Here is a 16713-nt window from a genome sequence, read left to right on the forward strand (position 1 = left end):
AGGCCCCTCCAATTTGGAGGGGCTTTGTTTTAATTCGGTTTCAGTTTAGTGGCCAATATCCACATAACGTTCGGGCACCATTTTCCAGCGTTCAGGAGAACGCCAGAGACTGGAAAGTAAGAGTTCACGCATCAGCAGAAATTCTTTGGGCAAACGATCATAGAGTTTGTCAAAAAGGCTTTGATGTGAAAGCACTTCTTCTTTCCAGACTTCGCGGTTCACCGACATAACTTCGTTGAAATGATCGAGGTTGAAATTTTCAAGCCCTTCCCAATCCAAGTCTTCGTATTTTGGCATCCAGCCCAGGGGGCTTTCAATTCCATAGGCCTGCCCATTGACACGCTGAACGATCCACTTCAGGACACGCATATTTTCGCCGAAACCTGGCCAGAGGAATTCTCCTTCAGGCCCTTTGCGGAACCAATTCACACAGAAAATGCGGGGAGGATTGGGGGTATTGCGCCCCATTTCAAGCCAATGGTTGAAATAGTCTCCCATATGGTAGCCACAGAAAGGCAGCATGGCCATGGGGTCACGCCGCACCAATCCAATCGAGGCGCCTTGAGCTGCTGCAGTGGTCTCTGAACCAATCGTGGCAGCCAGGTATACCCCAAAATTCCAATTGAAAGCTTGGTAAATCAAGGGAACGGCTGTTGCACGACGGCCACCGAAGATAAACGCGCTGATCGGAACACCTTGGGGGTTTTCCCAATCGGGATCGATCGAGGGGCATTGTGAGGCTGGGGCTGTAAAGCGGGCATTGGGGTGAGCTGCTTTTCTGCCACAATCCGGAGTCCAGGGGTTGCCTTGCCAATCGGTGAGCTCAGCTGGAATTTCATCAGACATATCTTCCCACCAGACATCCCCATCGGGAGTCAACGCCACATTGGTAAAAATTGTATTGGATCTGATGGAGTCCATGGCATTGGGATTGGATTTATAAGAGGTTCCTGGCGCAACCCCAAAATAACCCGCTTCAGGGTTGATGGCATAAAGCCGACCGTCTTCCCCACGTTTTAACCAGGCGATATCATCGCCAATGGTAGTTACTTTCCAGCCTTTGTCGAGAAAACTTTGGGGGGGGATCAGCATGGCGAAATTGGTTTTACCGCAGGCACTGGGGAAAGCGGCTCCCACATAGGTCTTTTTACCGCTGGGGTCTTCAATGCCCATGATCAGCATATGCTCAGCGAGCCAACCTTCGTCGCGGCCCATGGCTGAGGCAATACGCAAGGCAAAGCATTTTTTGCCCAGCAAGGCATTGCCGCCATAACCACTGCCATAGCTCCAAATAGAGCGTTCTTCAGGAAAATGAACAATATATTTCTGTTCATTGTTACAAGGCCAGGTGACATCTGCTTGGCCTTCTGCCAGGGGCATGCCCACTGAATGAAGGCAGGGCACAAATTCGCCTGATTCCCCCATCAGTTCGAAAACTTTACTGCCCATGCGGGTCATAATACGCATATTGGTGGCTACATAGGGAGAATCTGAAAGTTCAATGCCCAGTTGCGCAATATTGGAACCCAAAGGGCCCATGCTGAAGGGAATCACATAAAGCGTGCGCCCTTTCATCGAACCTTTGAAGATTTGATGCAGAATCCCTTTCATTTCTTTGGGATCCATCCAGTTATTGGTTGGGCCTGCATCTTGTTTGCGGCGACTGCAGATAAATGTGCGATCTTCAACGCGGGCGACATCCCCTGGGTCAGAGAAGGCAAGATAACTGTTGGGGCGTTTTTCAGGGCTTAGCCGTTTGAAAGTTCCCTTATCCACCATGAGTTGACATAGGTTGTCGTATTCTTCCTGTGAGCCATCGCACCAGTGAATGGCGTTGGGTTCACAGAGCTTGACCACTTCTTGAATCCAGGCCAGGGCCTCTGTATTGCGGACATAATCCGGAGCGTTTAATTCTATCGACATTTATAAGACCTTCCTCTCAAATGTTGGGGGTTGGTTTTCGATCGCTTGATCTTCCAACCCTTGCATAGCTAAAACTTATTCAAACCAGGACACATAGTCTGCCAAAGGCAGACGCGGGGGAATATAGCGATTGACTAAAGCCTCAGGATCAGGATACCCCACTGCCATGCCACAGACGAGTAGGCGATCCTCAAGTTTTAAAAATTTTCGAATGGTTTGACTATAGGACGTCAGGCTGAACTGTGGGCAAGAAGCCAAATCGTAGGCTACAAGGCCCAGCATGATATTTTGCATAAAAAAGCCGAGATCCAGAAAATTACCCCGTTCAGCCCCTGTTGGTAAATGAAAAATCATTTGAACGGGGGCGTTAAAAAAAGTTAGGTTTTCACGGTTATGGGCTTTGCGTTTGGTGCGATCCTGACGATCAATCCCTTTCAGTTCAAACAAGCCATAGCCGCATTCCCGGGCGCGCTGCATAAAAGCTTCGCGCAGAGGTTCTTCATGGTACTGATAATCAGAGGGTTCAGATTCATTGGCATCAAATTTTTGACAGAGCAATTCAGACAATTGATCACGTGCTTTGCCCATTACCACCGAAACACCCCAGGGTTGGGTATTTTTAGAGGAGGGAGCCTCAGCCGCTGCGCTTAAAATCTTTTCGAGAAGTTCACGGGGCACAGGCTTTGGCAGATAGGCCCGCTTGCTGTGACGGGATTGAATCAAGTGCAAAAAAGTTTCGGGATCTTGCATGCGTATCCTTTCAAGAACATGAATATCATCTTACCGTAAAGAGCAGCTTACCACCTTGACGAGGATCAGGCTGGATACTTGACCTGGATCAGTTTGGCTTTGATTTCTTTGCTGGCAAGGGAGACGTATAATAAGATATCAGCTGAAAAGGAAAATCCACCATGTTGTGTCCTGCCTGTCAAGAAACCCTCTGCGAAATTTCAGTGCCACCTGTCAAAGTAGATGTCTGTTTGATGGGCTGCAAAGGCATCTGGTTTGACCGTGGGGAACTTGAAAAAGTTCTCAAAAATACCCCTGAGGCCGATCAATTAATGAATGCCACAGGTTGGGAAGTAAAAAATCCAGAAGCAGGTCAAGCCAGATCCTGTCCACATTGTGTAGATATTTCCTTAAAAACATTTAAATGGGGCAGTCAATACCCGGTTGAATTGGATGTTTGTCCTGGCTGTGGGGGGTACTGGCTGGATGCCGGCGAGCTGCTGCTGGTGGCTGAAAATTTAAAGCAGGGTGAAAAACTTCCCCAGGTCAAACCTGTTTTAAAACCGGGTGTCTCCTTGGAGCAGGGAGAGCCCAGTGTTTCAGATATTCTTGCCTGGGAGGTGGCTGCTGAGGCCGTAGAAACAGCGATTTGGTTTGCTCCAGAAATCATGGATGCAGGTGTGGCGGTAGCAGAAGCTTTACCGGGGGCCGGCGAAGCCCTTTTAAGTGCCCCCGGTGCCTTGATCGAAGGGGCTGGGGTGGCTGCTGAAACTGTTGGCGCACTTGCTGAAGGTATGGCTGAAGGGGTCGGTGCGATGGCAGAAGGTGTGGGCGCAGTGGCCGAGGGCATGGGAGACCTTGTCGGGGCTGTGTTTGAATTTTTAGGTGGCTTATTCAATTAAATGTTTGCAGGGATTGATACCGGGGGAACCTTTACGGATTGTGTCTATTTGCAAGCTGGAAAACTGCTCGTTGAGAAACTGCTTTCAACCCCTGAAAATCCCGCCCAGGCCGTTTTAGCAGGGCTTTCACGCTTTCCTTCTCAACCACAGGCTTTGATTCATGGCACGACAGTGGCGACCAATGCGCTCTTGGAGCGGAAATTAGCCCGAACGGCATTGCTGGTGAGTGCAGGATTTAAAGATATTTTGCAGATCGGGCGGCAAAACCGGCCTGAACTCTATGCGCTGCATACAGAGCCTGTGGGGGCCTTGATACCTCGCGAGGATTGTTTTGAGGTCAGTGAACGGATAGGTTCTCAAGGAGAAATTCTAGAGCCTTTAACTGAGGAGAGTGTGGCGCGTTTATTGCAGGGCTTGCCCTCTGAAATTGAATCCGTCGCCATTTGTCTTTTGTTCAGTTATCGCAACCCAGAACATGAAGAGATGCTTTTGCGTGCTCTGCAAAACAGATCGTGGAGTATTTCGCTTTCCAGTCAAATTCTACCGGAATACCGTGAAGTTGAGCGCTTTTCAACCACCGTCGCCAATGCTGCATTGCAACCCGTGATGCAGCGGTATATGTTGGCCTTAAAACAAGGACTTTTGGAACTCCCCTGTCGTTTGGTGCAATCCAATGGCGGCAGTATTGCCCTTGAAGAAGTGGCTGAACAACCTGTTCGCTGTGTTTTATCGGGGCCTGCAGGGGGTGTTTTGGGGGCTTGGGAAGTGGGGCAACAGTTGGGTAAGCTACGCCTGCTGAGTTTGGATATGGGGGGAACTTCTACCGATGTCTCCCTGATCAATGAAAGCTTGCCTCTGCAAACCGAAACGCAGATCAGTGGAATTCCCCTGAAAGTTCCCATGTTGGCGATTCATACGGTGGGAGCAGGGGGCGGATCGATACTCCGCTATGATGCGGGGGGCGCCTTGCGTGTGGGCCCTGAAAGTGCCGGGGCGGATCCCGGGCCGCTCTGTTATGGCAAAGGCCAGGATCTGACAGTCACAGATGCCCAGGTTTTTTTAGGACGCATCCCAGAGGGGATTCAACTGGGCGGGAACTTGAGCTTGAAACCCCAAGGGCTTGAGCGGGCCTTTACTGAGCTGGGAAAGGCGATTGGTTTGACTGCGGAAAAGGTTGCCTTGGGCGCTTTGGCGGTTGCCAATGCGCGAATGGAACGTGCCCTGCGGGTGGTCTCCGTTGAAAAAGGTGAAAACCCTGCCGATTATCTGCTTTTTTGTTTTGGCGGAGCTGGGGGCTTGCACGCCTGTGAATTGGCGCGTAGTTTAGGTATTAAGCAAATCTTGATTCCAGCTTATGCTGGGGTTTTCTCAGCTTGGGGCATGCTCTTTGCGCCTGAAATCCGTGATTTTTCGCTGACGGTTTTGGGAGAGTGTAAAGGGGGCGATTATCAGGCTGTTCGAGCCGCTTTTCAACGCCTTGAACTCAGGGCTCAAAAGGCTTTTAAGACTTCTTTGGAGTGTTTGGATTGTGTTTATCAAGTGGATTTGCGTTATCCCGGACAATCCTATGAGCTAACCGTTGCCTGGGGGCCCCATGCCGAAACCGATTTTCATGAGAAGCATGCGCAGCTTCATCATTTTTCACGACCAGAATCTTCGCCTGAATGGGTGACCCTGCGTTTACGGGTGACCCGTCCCGGTCAAAAACCTTTGATTTCTGCTCCGATTTTACCTCAAACCAGTCTTTCAGAGGCTTTGCTGTTTTCTCGAACCGTTGGCTTTGATTCAGGACGTTTAGAAACAGCTTTTTATCAGCGTGCCGCTTTGCCCGCAGAAACCTTGATTCAGGGCCCCGCTGTGATCCTTGAAGAAACTTCAACTTCGCTTGTTTTGCCTGGGTTTGAGGCCTGGTTGGATGGCTGGGGGCATTTGTGGATTCAGGAGCAAGCATGAAAACAGATCCGATTCAACTTGAAATTTATAAGCACCGTTTTCGTGCCATTGCTGAAGAAATGGGAGCTGCACTGTGTCGCAGTGCCTACAGCTCCAATATCAAGGAGCGAAGAGATTTTTCCTGTGCGATTTTTGATGCACAAGGCCAATTGCTGGCTCAGGCTGAGCATTTGCCCGTACATTTGGGTTCCATGCCGCTTTCTGTTCAGGCCGCGATTCAAGCGCTTCAATTTGAACCGGGAGACAGTGTCTTGCTCAATGACCCTTTTGCTGGCGGAACGCATCTTCCCGATATCACGATGGTGGAGGGGGTCTTTCTACCTGGTGAGCCAAAGCCACGCTTTTATGTGGCCAATCGTGCCCACCATGCCGATGTGGGTGGCATGACCCCTGGTTCTATGCCGCTTTCACGCGAAATCTTTCAGGAGGGCTTGAGAATTCCGCCTTTGAAATGGCGCAAGAAAGCTCAGATCGACTCAGATTTATTGGCTTTGATTCTCAACAATGTTCGCACTCCGCTTGAAAGAGAAGGCGATTTGCTGGCCCAAAATGCGGCCAATCAAATTGCGATTGAACGCCTAAAAACGCTCTGTCTTTCGCAGAGTACGGAGCAGGTGGCTTCAATGGGAAAAGCCCTTCAAGCTTATGCCTCGCGTATGATGCGCGCCGTGATTGCAAAGATTCCCGATGGGGTCTATGCCTTTCAAGATGCCTTAGAAGACGATGGTTATCAGCAGGAGCCTTTGTGGATCAAACTTCAACTTGAAATTCGGGGGGAGCAGGCCCTTGTGGATTTCAGCGGTACCTCTGCGCAGACACGGGGCTGCATCAACACCATTTTGGCAGTGACCCTCTCCAGTGTATTTTATGTTTTTCGGTGTTTATTGGACAACGAAGTGCCTTCTAACAGTGGGTGTCTTGAGCCGATTCAGGTGATTGCGCCAGAAGGCAGTTTGGTCAATGCCTGCTTTCCTTCGGCTGTGGTGGGCGGCAATGTCGAAACCTCGCAAAGGTTGGTAGATGTTCTATTGGGGGCCTTGGCCCAGGCGCTTCCAGATAAAATTCCTGCGGCCAGTCAGGGCACCATGAACAACTTAAGTTTGGGTGGAATTTATCAGGGCCAACCCTTTGCCTATTATGAAACCATCGGGGGGGGCATGGGCGCCAGTCCTTTTGGAGCTGGTGCATCCGCTATTCACAGCCATATGACCAATACCCTGAACACCCCCATTGAAGCCCTGGAGCTGAGCTATCCTTTGCGGGTCAGGCGGTATGCCTTGCGTGAGGGTTCGGGGGGTATTGGGCTATTTCCTGGGGGAGAGGGGCTGATTCGTGAAATGGAAATCTTATCTGATTGTGAGCTGACTTTACTGACAGAACGCCGCAAACTTCAACCCTATGGGCTGCAGGGCGGGAGTTCTGGTGCCAAAGGGAAAAATAGTCTGCAACGCGGGCCGCAAGAAATTGAATTGCCAGGTAAGGTTCAAATTTCGCTGCAAAGCGGTGACCGCCTCCGAATTGAAACACCCGGAGGCGGTGGTTGGGGTTTAAAACCTGAATAGGGGCTTAGGGCTGTTCCTGCCCGCTGCCAATGCTCCAGGCCCCTGTTTTGGGATCCAATTTATGACAGTGGGTACAGGTGCCCCCATAGTTGCTGATAAAATGATTGTCTTTTCCTCCCACCAAATGGATGGCGTGAATCATTTTTCTGAATTCAGGCACCCTTTGGGGGGTACTGGTTTGGGTACTGTGACACATCAGACAGTCATTGGGAATTGTTTTAATCAAATGTGAAACATCGGGGTGTTTGCCCTCAAGCTTGATACCTGCAGGCATGGTTCCCTGTGCTTTTGCCAGAATTTTTTCATCAGCTGCTTTTTGCCAGCCCTTTAAAACCACAGTTAAACGTGCATCAAATTTCATTTCAGGGTAATTTTTATGGCAATCTACACAGGCCGAAGGTTTTTGATCGGGGGCTGTGATCCCAGGAATTTGAGGCAAGGGTTTTTCTTCATGGCCTGCGGCCAGGGTTTTGGGCATTCCCAGGGAAACAAGCCCTGAAATTCCAAACGCCAGAACAGTAAAAAGTAAGGTTTTACGCATTCAATTCCTCCGATAGTTTTGATGATTTTGCTTAAAGTTTATCTAAATCTGGCAGATCGTCCAAGTCGGGTAAGTCATCGGCTGGGGGCGGAGCCTTGGGTTTAGGCGTCGCTTTGGGCTTGGGAGGTGCCTTGGGCTTTGGGGGGGTGGGTTTTGCTGTTGGCACAGGCTTGGGTTTTTCTTGAGGGGGGACGGGTTTTGTTGTCGAAGGGGGTGCCTTTCTTTCTGCCGGTGGAAGCGCTTCGTTGGTTGTTGAGCCTGTACCTGCTGCGCCTTGGGCCGAGACAGGGGGTTTTACGGGAGGTTTGGGCTTGCATTTTTGGGGTTTACAGGCTTTTCCAAAGCCCAGACGGCAGGCTTTTCTCAAATCCTGACGGTAGAGCGTGCATTCTTGTTGCGTGCGATAGTGTTCGCCTCTAAAATACAGGGCTTCAGCCAATTTTCCATTTTGCTTCAGGGCAGCGTCAAAATCTGCAAAAGCAAGATCCTGTTGCTGTGTAAGCAAATAGGCTTTTGCCCGTGACATCAGAATATCCGTTCGCGTGGGGTTCATTTCCAGGATTTTACTCAAGGAATCAATATAGAGTTCCAAGTCATTCATCTGCAGGGCACAGGCGGCAATCTTATCATAGGCCATAGAAAGGGTGGGTTGAACCTGGGTAGCTTTGAGATATTCTTTTAAAGCGGTGTCTAATTGATTGCGTTGAAAGTAGATATTTCCACGCTTAAAATAGGCTGTCCCATTTTTGTAATTGCGTTTGGCCGCACTTGCATAATCATCGAGCGCTTGATCCCATTGATTTTTACGGGCAAATACATCGCCGCGCAGCATAAAGCCCTGATCATTTTTGGGATGCATTTCTATAAAGGAGGTATAGCTGTCAATCGCTTTGTCCCATTTACGCATTTGTTCAAAAAGCATGCCACGCCGTTTATAGGCGTCCAAAAAGTTCGGATTGCGCTCAAGAATATAGTTATAATCTCGCAGGGCAGCGGCCATATTGCCAGATTGTGCGTAGGTATTGCCTCTAAACAGAAGGGCCGACCAGTTTTCAGGGTTTTGAGCAAAAGCCTGGGTATATTTTTGGATCGTCTGTTTTTGTTCTGGTGATGTGGCCTGAGCTTGGTAGGGCAGGAGCGTAAAAACCAAAAATCCAAGGCTCCAGCGGGTCAGATGCTTCTGAATCATGAACTATTTCCCCTTGAGAGTACTGCAATGTTTTTTATTATAACCGAAGCCTGCTCAGGTTCCGATCCCTCCTTTTTGTTTGTATGTATTATTGGTTATATATATACCTAAAAAAATATTTTATACATATATTGACACAAATATGAAAATTGCTCTATAATGATTTCATTAAGGTTAAGAAAACACTAAATCAGACATAAGGAATATTAAAATTATGAAATCCGTGAAAAACATTCTCCCCATTCTCAGCACTGCACTTTTGATGACCGCTTGTGGTCAAACCGCTGTACTTCCCAATTCTGCCAGCTCACCTGCCTTGGTTCAGACTTATCAGGCTCCAGCAAATATTGGTCAAATTGCTGTGCGTTTTCGTCAAGATGCCAGTCGCACCGCTCTGGGACAGTTCAATAGCCGTTATGGTCTGCGGACAGTCAACTATCATCCTCAACTCAATATCTATCTGATGGAACCTGTGAATCCTCGCGTCAATATCAGCAGCTTGATTCGTACCATGGGTCAAGACCCCGCTGTGGTCTTTGCTGAAATAAACCAAGAAATCAAAGTAACCCCTGTTGTGGACATGCAGGTCAAACCCATTTTCAATTATTAGAAACAATTTATTTACCCTTGAACTTGGCCCTGGCACTTGCCAGGGCTTTTTTTCGTTTCGGTTCTGCTTCACCACACACTCAGCGGTATAATGCATAAAAAAAGGGATTTCAGTATGGACACGCTAAAGGCTGAGCAAATTCAGGATCGCATGCAAATTACGCTTCAACGCGGCAAAGCGAATCCAATCAATTCCACCCTGGTCAATGAATTGAGACAGGCCATTGCTGAGCTGAAGCAGAATGATTCCATCAAAGGTGCGATTTTGACGGGCCAACCCCGTTATTTTTCAGCGGGGTTAGACGTTGTTGAACTCTATGGCTATGATGCAGACACCATGCGTCAGTTTTGGCAGGATTTTACGGCTTTAATTCTTGAAATGATCTCTTGTCCCAAACCGATTGTGGCAGCCATTTCTGGGCATAGCCCAGCGGGTGGTTGTGTGCTTGCCCTGTGTTGTGACCAGCGTCTGATGGCTGAAGGCCCCTATCGAATTGGTCTCAATGAAGTGCCTGTGGGCATTGTCGTTCCGCCCACGATTTATTATCTCTATGCCGCAGCCATGGGGGAAGGCAAAGCTTATCACCATTTGCTCAATGGTTCTCTGATGTTGCCTGAAGAGGCTTTGGCAGAAGGTTTGGTGCATCAAGTTTTGCCGCTTGAAGCTTTGCAGGAGCAGGCAGAAGAACGCCTCAATCACTATTTGAGTATGAATGCAACCGCATGGGGGACGAGTAAATTATTGTTGCGTCAGTCTTTGCTCTCACAGCTCAGGGGTGACTTTGATCAATTGTTTGGGCCGGTACTCAAGCATTGGTGGTCGGCTGAGTTCCGCGCACAACTTGAAGGCATGGTTGAACGATTGAAAGCGCCTCGCTTAGCTTGATTTTGTAAAGTTGCCACTGCAAGCTTTCGCTTGTTTTGGATAGACTGAGGCTCCCAGCCCTGAGTTGGGTCTGCTATTCTGAGTACAAAAAGATGCACACTAAGGAGTTCCCATGGTTCTGATTCCCGGAAATATGCATGTAGAAAATGTACCCGATCTCTATTTTGAAACTGCAGATCGGGTACGACAGTATCTTCAGGTGCGCTCAGCCTGGTTTTGTGACTGGCATCCTGATGGAGAGAGTATGTTGATGGCAACGCGTTTTGCCGATACTTTTCAATTGCATACCCTGGAACAGCCAGGAGGAGCGAGAAAGCAAATCACGTTTTTCAGAGAACCGATTTCGAGTGGCCGTTTTTGTGGCGCGCCCGGTGAAAAAGGCTTTCTCTACAGTATGGATCAAGGTGGGGGCGAAAATTTTCAGATTTTTTATTTTGATCTTGAAAATGGTCAAAGCAAAAGACTGACAGATGGACTTTCAAAAAATGGCTCTCCGCTTTGGGCACGCGGAACCACCCTCTTTGCCTTTAGCAGCACCCTGAGAAATGGCCGCGACCATGATATTCATCTCTGTGATATCAAGAGCCCGGATAATACACGTCTGGTTTGCCAAGTTCAAGGCTTGTGGGTTCCCCTGAGTTGGTCACCTGATTCCAGCCAATTGCTGCTTTTGGATTATATCTCTGCGAATGAGACCTATTTGCATATTTTGGATGTGGCCAGTGGCGAGATGCGCCCGCTCTTTCCCAAAACAAACACCCCTGTGGCCTATGGCGATGCCTATTGGTCACGCGATGGCAAAGGAATCTATTTTATCGCAGATTTTGATACTGAATTTCAGCATCTCTATTATGTAGATCTTGAATCGCGTGCCATGACCTCATTGACCGCGCATATTCCCTGGAACGTGACCGAAATTGACCTCTCTCCAGATGGCAAAAAATTGGCGGTGACGACCAATGAAGATGGCATGAGCAAACTGTATCTGATGGATACAGAGACTCAAAAGCTTGAAAATCTTGAAATGGGGATGGGCTTGATTGCCAATGCCAGGTTCAGCCCGAATAATCAGAAATTGGCATTTACCTTTAACCGACCCAACGCACCCGCCGATATTTATACCTATGAATTTGAAAAGGGAACCATTACCCGTTGGACAGAAAGTGAGGTGGGCGGGCTCAATACCCAGAAATTTGCCTCTCCAGAATTGATTCGCTATCCCTCTTTTGACGATATGCAGATTCCTGCCTTTTATTACCGTCCTCAACTCAACACGGATCGTCCCTTGCCTGTTTTAATTCATATTCATGGGGGGCCAGAGAGCCAGTTTCAACCGGGTTTCTCTTCGATGTTCCAATACTGGATCAATGAATTGGATCTGGCAGTGATTGCTCCCAATGTACGGGGATCAACCGGCTATGGCAAAACCTATATCAAACTGGACAATGGCTATCTTCGTGAGGATTCTGTAAAAGATATTGGAGCCTTGCTGGATTGGATTGCGCAACAACCTGAATTGGATGAAAAACGGGTCTGTGTCATGGGTGGATCCTATGGCGGTTATATGGTTTTGGCTTCCTTGGTGCATTATTCCCATCGTCTGCGTGCTGGCATTGATATGGTCGGAATTAGCAATTTCGTGACCTTTCTCAAAAATACCAAAGCCTACCGGCGTGATTTACGGCGTGTAGAATATGGCGATGAGCGCGATCCCGATATGCGCAGTTTCCTGGAATCGATTTCTCCGACCACGAATGCCCACCGTATCAAGGTTCCCTTATTGGTCGCTCAAGGTTTAAATGACCCGCGGGTACCGGCCTCAGAAGCCGAGCAAATCGTAAAAACCGTGCGTGAAAATGGCCAGACGGTTTGGTATATTCTGGCAAAGGATGAAGGCCATGGTTTTCAGAAGCAAATGAATCTTGAATATTATTACACAGCTGTTTCAGCGTTTTTAGAATCTCATTTGCTCGACTAGGGGTTTATCTGGGTCAGGAAGAGTTACTTCCTGACCATGGGGTAGATTAGAATGGAAAAGGATTGAATGTGAGGGGTATCAGAAAAGATGGCTGATGTAGAGATTGAAAAGCACTTACTCGCAGTGCCTTTTTTAAATCATTTGAACCATGCGCAACTTCAGGATTTGACGAAGGCAGGCACTTTACTCAGCGTAGAAGGTGGCTCAGTCATTTTTCAAGAAGATGACCCTGCTGATCGGCTTTTTATTATTCTGGGGGGGTCTGTCAGAGTGGAGGGCCGTGCTTATAATGGAGCCGATATTGAATTGTCGACGCTTGAAGCCGGGGATTTCTTTGGTGAACAGGCTTTAACTGAAGGAGGGGTGCGAACAGCAACGGTCACCGCGCTTAAACCGTCTGAGTTTTTTATTCTCAGTCGCAAAGATTTTGTTCAAATCTTAACAGAATCACCTGCTTTGCTTTCAGATGTGATTGCGGGTATCAGCCGAAAACTGGAGTCTGCAAACGCCAATACCCTGAGGAAGGTCTTAGAAACCCATCAAATGGAGCTAAACCTTGAACGTCAGCATCACCGGGCAGTGGCCCGTATGGTGACCGGCATGAGTCAGGAAATTCTACGCCCTTTGGAAATGATTCAATCCATGTCGATGGTTCTCTCTCAGGATTTGCTGAAAGAATACTTGGACAGCCCTGTGGCTGAGGGTCAAACCTTTCGTCAGATGATGGACGCCACCCACCTGATTCAGAGCCAGATGGAGCGCTTGCAAGATTTATTCAAGATTTTTCAGTATCTTGATATGGAGCCGATGCAAGAGCCTCCTCAAACTTCGATTTTTGTGAATACGGTTAAAGATATCGTCGATTTGTATCGGCTTGAAAACCACTCAGATCTTGACATTCAGTTTGAAGTCAATCCGGCTGCTGAGCATAAGCCTTGGGATGGATATCCCCAGTTGCTCTCAGAAGTCTTGAACAGAGTTTTAGAAAATATTGAGCAACATGCCTATCCCGAGGGCATACCGAAAGCTGTATTGGCGATTAAACCCACGCTTTTAAACAACCGTGCGGCCTATGAAATTGTATTGAAGGATCAGGGCGTGGGCATCTCTGAAGAGAATCTTAAGCGGATTCGGGAACCCTTTTTCACAACCGCACGTGAGCGCGGAAATATCGGGCTGGGATTGGCAATTGTTGACACATTGGTGACTTTCACATTGCAAGGCAGTTTAGAGATCAATGCTTCAGAAGAAACTGGCACTGAAGTGCGGATTGTATTGCCCCGACTCACACGCGCAGGAAAACCCGTTTGATGTCTGGATATACACCGCGCGCCAAGCGAAAGTACAGTCAGAATTTTTTTACAGACCCAGAGACTTTGGCGCTCTGTGTCGACATGATGAAACTTCAAGCGGAAAACCATGTACTTGAAATTGGGCCGGGTACAGGCGTTTTGACACAATTATTGATTGAACGCGTTCGGCACCTTACGGCGATTGAAATTGATCGCGATCTCTTGGAACTTTTACGACTTGAGTATGGTTACGCTCAGGGCTTGGAATTTGTTGAGGCTGATTTTATGCGCTGGCCGCTTGAACCTTGGGCCCAAGGCCTGCCTTTGGCACAACGCAAATTGGTGGCCAATATTCCCTATCACTTAACCTCAGAGATTATCAACAAAGTATTGAACCTGGAAAACCTAAAAAAAAATGGGGTCAGTGCTGAATTGCCCTGGTTTTCGGATATCTTTTTAATGGTTCAGAATGAAGTTGCCCAAAAAATAGTCTCCCCCGAGGGCAGCAAAGATTATGGCGTGCTGAATATTGCGGTGAATCTGGCAGCTGAAACAGAAGTGATGGCAATTCTTCCCAAAGAGTTATTTCAACCACGCCCCAAAGTAGACTCTGCGCTCTTGCATTTGAAACCCCGTACCCAACCCCTTGTGGAAATCAGTGATTCTGCAGGTTTTTGGCGTTTGGTCACCCGTATTTTTCAATTGCGCCGCAAAACACTGCGCAATGTCATGCGCAGTTTAGATTTGGCCGCAGAGAAAGTGGCTGTGCTCGAAAAAAAATGGAATTTAGGTTTGCGCGGTGAAACTTACAGTATCTTGGATTTGGCCGAACTGGCCCAGGATATTGGGGCTGCTGATTGAGCTAAAATTTGAAATAGGCCTGAATTTCAGCCACGTTTTGCTTTGCCAGTTTTTCAGCTTGACCGGTATAGGCGCCAGGGCTTTTAACAGGCAGGTCAATGTTTAAATTTTTGACAAGCGCTTCAAACTTTTCCTGATTTAATTGTTCGCCCTGAGTCGCCTGGCGAATCTGTTCATAGGGAATTTCACGCCCGGCCAATCTCAAGGCGTGTTGCAGCGGCTCTGCCAGAATTTCCCAATGGGTGGCTAGTTCTGCTGAAAGAACATTTTCGCGGGGCGCCAACTGTTTTAACCCTTTTTGAAAGCTTTGCAGTCCGAGCAGAAAATGTCCCAAGGCCACCCCCAGATTTCTCTGTACCGTGCTGTCTGAGAGATCGCGTTGCAGGCGTGACTTGGTCAGTTTATTGCTGAGAAAATCAAAGAGGGCACAGCTGAGTTCAAGATTTCCTTCTGCATTTTCAAACATGACAGGGTTTACCTTGTGGGGCATGGTTGAAGAACCCACTTCTCCCTGCCCACGTCGTTTCAGCTCAAAATAACCCAGTGAAACATAGGTCCAGGTATCCCGACAGGCATCGATCAAAATATTGCTCATGCGGCGCAGACTGTCAAAGAGCCGTGCATGACTCTCTTTGACCACAATTTGGGTGGTCAGGGGTTCCCAGGCCAAGCCCAGAGACTGTACAAACTCTTGAGAAAAGCTTTGCCAATCGTGTTCTGGATAAAAACTTTCAAAGACATGCCAATTGCCTGTGGCGCCATTGAGCTTGCCGCCAATCGGCAAAAGACTCGCCTGGTGCTTGACTTCCTGTAAAAGCCGCTGTGCGAAGACTGCATATTCTTTGCCCAGGGTGGTCGGAGAAGCCGCTTGACCATGGGTACGTGCCAGCATGGCCAAACCAGCATGATTTGAAATAAAGGCACTGAGTTCAGTAAAGATTTGTACCCATTGGGGTTGAATCACCTGCGCCATGGCTGCCTGTAACATCAGACCCCAGGCCAGATTGTTGATATCTTCAGAGGTCAGCCCCCAATGAATCCAAGCGATCAGATCCTTGCAACCCGCTTCAGCCAAGGCATCTCCTAAAACATACTCTACAGCTTTGACATCATGCCGGGTTTCTTGCTCACGCTCTTTCACCTTTTCGATTAAATCGGGTCTTTGCCGAATTTGGCTCAAAATCTCTGAAAAATGAGCTGGGCGTTGAATTTCTAAGAATTCAAGCAGTTGTTCAAGGTAGATGGTTTCGACGTGGATCCGAAAATAGATCAAGGCTGCTTCAGAAAAAACGGCCCGCAGTGGCTCCATATCCTTGAAATAGCGTCCATCTAGGGGAGAAAGCGCATTCAATGCCGACATGAATCTAAATCTGCCCGATCATTTTATGGGTCTGGGGAATCACACGAACCTGTTTCAAGGCTTGTTTTGCACGCTCCTGCCAGATCAAGACCTGTTCTGGTGTTGGAGGATGCCGTACGATTCCATAGGGCGTGACAGGCTGTAAAATTAAGGGGATCTGGCGATCTGTGCCTGAAATAATTTCCAAAGCCTGATCCAATTCTTCAAGGGTACTGTTGCGACTGAAGACCAGTTTGACAAAGACATTCTGACGCGCGGCAATGGTCAAAAACCTGGCGTGATCTTCCCAAAAGGCTTGCAGCCCGGTCGCACTGGGAAGTTTCATGTCCATGCCAATCATTTCTAGATCCTGGATACAGGCTTCGAGGGCTTGCCAAAGAATCCCATCGGTTTCGAGGTAGAGTGGAAAACGGGGTTTTAAAACAGGAATCAAGGCTTTCAGGGAACGCAAATGCTGCAAGGGTTCGCCACCCGTCAGCGAGATGCTGTCGTGTAATCCCGGAAAGCGCTCAAGCGACTCTACAATCTGAAGTAGATCCGAAATGGGGACAGGATTGGCGATGCTTTCAAAATCACGCAATCCAGGCGTGCGTTCCACACGGCATTGACGTTGTTTGGTGTGGGTTGCCGGGGTATCACAATAGGCACATTGGATATGACAGCCCAGAAACCGAATGAAAATTTGACGCGTTCCCACGATCGGCCCTTCACCTTGAATGGCTGAAAAAACTTCAACCAGATAGGCTTCTTGTTTGGGGTGTTCTTTGCGGGCTATATTTTCCGCTGGTGTCAGGGTTTGCATGAGGTTTCCTTTGTGGGCAGTGGCTCTATTTTACCTGATCCTCAGCCAGCGCGTTAAGCCAATCGGGGCAGAATCTAGCGATTCTCTTTCAGAAAGGTCTGTGTGTGCCCTCTCTTTGGAAAAAGA

Annotated in this window: 14 protein-coding genes; 8 read left to right on the forward strand and 6 right to left on the reverse strand. The window is 48.3% G+C overall.

The features are described from left to right. Nucleotides 1–45: 45 nt before the first annotated feature. Both COW20_09515 and COW20_09520 read right to left on the reverse strand, forming a co-directional pair. Nucleotides 46–1923, reverse strand: a complete 1878-nt coding sequence (locus COW20_09515; GenBank protein ID PIW48317.1) for a phosphoenolpyruvate carboxykinase (GTP) — start codon at nucleotides 1921–1923, stop codon at nucleotides 46–48. A 75-nt stretch (nucleotides 1924–1998) separates the two neighbouring features. Beyond that, nucleotides 1999–2673 carry a nitroreductase gene (locus tag COW20_09520; protein ID PIW48318.1) on the reverse strand — a complete coding sequence of 225 codons (675 nt, stop codon included), beginning with the start codon at nucleotides 2671–2673 and terminating at the stop codon, nucleotides 1999–2001. A 161-nt stretch (nucleotides 2674–2834) separates the two neighbouring features. Here COW20_09520 and COW20_09525 point away from each other — a divergent pair, with 161 nt between their 5' ends. Genes COW20_09525 through COW20_09535 form a run of 3 tightly spaced genes read left to right on the forward strand, consistent with a single transcriptional unit; the run spans nucleotide 2835 to nucleotide 7069 of the window. After that, nucleotides 2835–3554, forward strand: coding sequence for a hypothetical protein (locus COW20_09525; protein ID PIW48319.1), 720 nt, complete (start codon nucleotides 2835–2837; stop codon nucleotides 3552–3554). Further along, nucleotides 3555–5507, forward strand: a complete 1953-nt coding sequence (locus COW20_09530; GenBank protein PIW48320.1) for a 5-oxoprolinase — start codon at nucleotides 3555–3557, stop codon at nucleotides 5505–5507. Next, nucleotides 5504–7069 (forward strand): 5-oxoprolinase, encoded by a 1566-nt coding sequence (locus tag COW20_09535; protein ID PIW48321.1) that lies wholly within the window; start codon nucleotides 5504–5506, stop codon nucleotides 7067–7069. The genes COW20_09530 and COW20_09535 overlap by 4 nt, the downstream gene beginning before the upstream one ends. Before the next feature lie 4 nt (nucleotides 7070–7073). Here COW20_09535 and COW20_09540 read toward each other — a convergent pair whose 3' ends face one another. Then, complete coding sequence (locus COW20_09540) at nucleotides 7074–7610, reverse strand: hypothetical protein (protein PIW48322.1); 537 nt, start codon at nucleotides 7608–7610, stop codon at nucleotides 7074–7076. A gap of 31 nt (nucleotides 7611–7641) precedes the next feature. Further along, the gene (locus tag COW20_09545) at nucleotides 7642–8799 is read right to left on the reverse strand and encodes a hypothetical protein (protein ID PIW48323.1); all 1158 of its coding nucleotides are present in this window, start codon (nucleotides 8797–8799) and stop codon (nucleotides 7642–7644) included. A gap of 214 nt (nucleotides 8800–9013) precedes the next feature. Between COW20_09545 and COW20_09550 the strand changes: the two genes are divergently transcribed. From COW20_09550 to rsmA, 5 genes are all read left to right on the forward strand, one after another. After that, on the forward strand, nucleotides 9014–9409 hold the full coding sequence (locus COW20_09550) for a hypothetical protein (protein ID PIW48324.1): 396 nt from the start codon (nucleotides 9014–9016) through the stop codon (nucleotides 9407–9409). A gap of 90 nt (nucleotides 9410–9499) precedes the next feature. Further along, nucleotides 9500–10294: an enoyl-CoA hydratase/isomerase family protein gene (locus tag COW20_09555; protein ID PIW48325.1), complete on the forward strand. Its 795-nt coding sequence runs from the start codon at nucleotides 9500–9502 to the stop codon at nucleotides 10292–10294. A 112-nt stretch (nucleotides 10295–10406) separates the two neighbouring features. Next, complete coding sequence (locus COW20_09560; protein PIW48326.1) at nucleotides 10407–12272, forward strand: peptidase S9, prolyl oligopeptidase; 1866 nt, start codon at nucleotides 10407–10409, stop codon at nucleotides 12270–12272. Nucleotides 12273–12359: 87 nt separating this feature from the next. After that, nucleotides 12360–13583 carry a hypothetical protein gene (locus tag COW20_09565; GenBank protein PIW48327.1) on the forward strand — a complete coding sequence of 408 codons (1224 nt, stop codon included), beginning with the start codon at nucleotides 12360–12362 and terminating at the stop codon, nucleotides 13581–13583. Further along, nucleotides 13583–14425: a ribosomal RNA small subunit methyltransferase A gene (gene rsmA, locus COW20_09570; GenBank protein ID PIW48328.1), complete on the forward strand. Its 843-nt coding sequence runs from the start codon at nucleotides 13583–13585 to the stop codon at nucleotides 14423–14425. The genes COW20_09565 and rsmA overlap by 1 nt, the downstream gene beginning before the upstream one ends. Before the next feature lies 1 nt (nucleotide 14426). Here rsmA and COW20_09575 read toward each other — a convergent pair whose 3' ends face one another. Both COW20_09575 and COW20_09580 read right to left on the reverse strand, forming a co-directional pair. Beyond that, nucleotides 14427–15785: an adenylosuccinate lyase gene (locus COW20_09575; GenBank protein PIW48329.1), complete on the reverse strand. Its 1359-nt coding sequence runs from the start codon at nucleotides 15783–15785 to the stop codon at nucleotides 14427–14429. 4 nt (nucleotides 15786–15789) lie between these two features. Continuing rightward, on the reverse strand, nucleotides 15790–16587 hold the full coding sequence (locus tag COW20_09580; protein PIW48330.1) for a radical SAM protein: 798 nt from the start codon (nucleotides 16585–16587) through the stop codon (nucleotides 15790–15792). Nucleotides 16588–16713 lie beyond the last annotated feature (126 nt).

This window comes from bacterium (Candidatus Blackallbacteria) CG13_big_fil_rev_8_21_14_2_50_49_14, from assembly GCA_002783405.1.
GTDB lineage: Bacteria > Cyanobacteriota > Sericytochromatia > UBA7694 > UBA7694.

What these genes read in the sequence shown, in the direction of transcription:
- COW20_09580 (PIW48330.1), bottom strand. Translation starts at nt 16,587, where the DNA reads ATGCAAACCCTGACACCAGCGGAAAATATAGCCCGCAAAGAACACCCC.
- COW20_09540 (PIW48322.1), bottom strand. Translation starts at nt 7,610, where the DNA reads ATGCGTAAAACCTTACTTTTTACTGTTCTGGCGTTTGGAATTTCAGGG.
- COW20_09575 (PIW48329.1), bottom strand. Translation starts at nt 15,785, where the DNA reads ATGTCGGCATTGAATGCGCTTTCTCCCCTAGATGGACGCTATTTCAAG.
- COW20_09565 (PIW48327.1), top strand. Translation starts at nt 12,360, where the DNA reads ATGGCTGATGTAGAGATTGAAAAGCACTTACTCGCAGTGCCTTTTTTA.
- COW20_09550 (PIW48324.1), top strand. Translation starts at nt 9,014, where the DNA reads ATGAAATCCGTGAAAAACATTCTCCCCATTCTCAGCACTGCACTTTTG.
- COW20_09520 (PIW48318.1), bottom strand. Translation starts at nt 2,673, where the DNA reads ATGCAAGATCCCGAAACTTTTTTGCACTTGATTCAATCCCGTCACAGC.
- COW20_09525 (PIW48319.1), top strand. Translation starts at nt 2,835, where the DNA reads ATGTTGTGTCCTGCCTGTCAAGAAACCCTCTGCGAAATTTCAGTGCCA.
- COW20_09560 (PIW48326.1), top strand. Translation starts at nt 10,407, where the DNA reads ATGGTTCTGATTCCCGGAAATATGCATGTAGAAAATGTACCCGATCTC.
- COW20_09530 (PIW48320.1), top strand. Translation starts at nt 3,555, where the DNA reads ATGTTTGCAGGGATTGATACCGGGGGAACCTTTACGGATTGTGTCTAT.
- COW20_09545 (PIW48323.1), bottom strand. Translation starts at nt 8,799, where the DNA reads ATGATTCAGAAGCATCTGACCCGCTGGAGCCTTGGATTTTTGGTTTTT.
- COW20_09555 (PIW48325.1), top strand. Translation starts at nt 9,500, where the DNA reads ATGCATAAAAAAAGGGATTTCAGTATGGACACGCTAAAGGCTGAGCAA.
- COW20_09515 (PIW48317.1), bottom strand. Translation starts at nt 1,923, where the DNA reads ATGTCGATAGAATTAAACGCTCCGGATTATGTCCGCAATACAGAGGCC.
- rsmA (PIW48328.1), top strand. Translation starts at nt 13,583, where the DNA reads ATGTCTGGATATACACCGCGCGCCAAGCGAAAGTACAGTCAGAATTTT.
- COW20_09535 (PIW48321.1), top strand. Translation starts at nt 5,504, where the DNA reads ATGAAAACAGATCCGATTCAACTTGAAATTTATAAGCACCGTTTTCGT.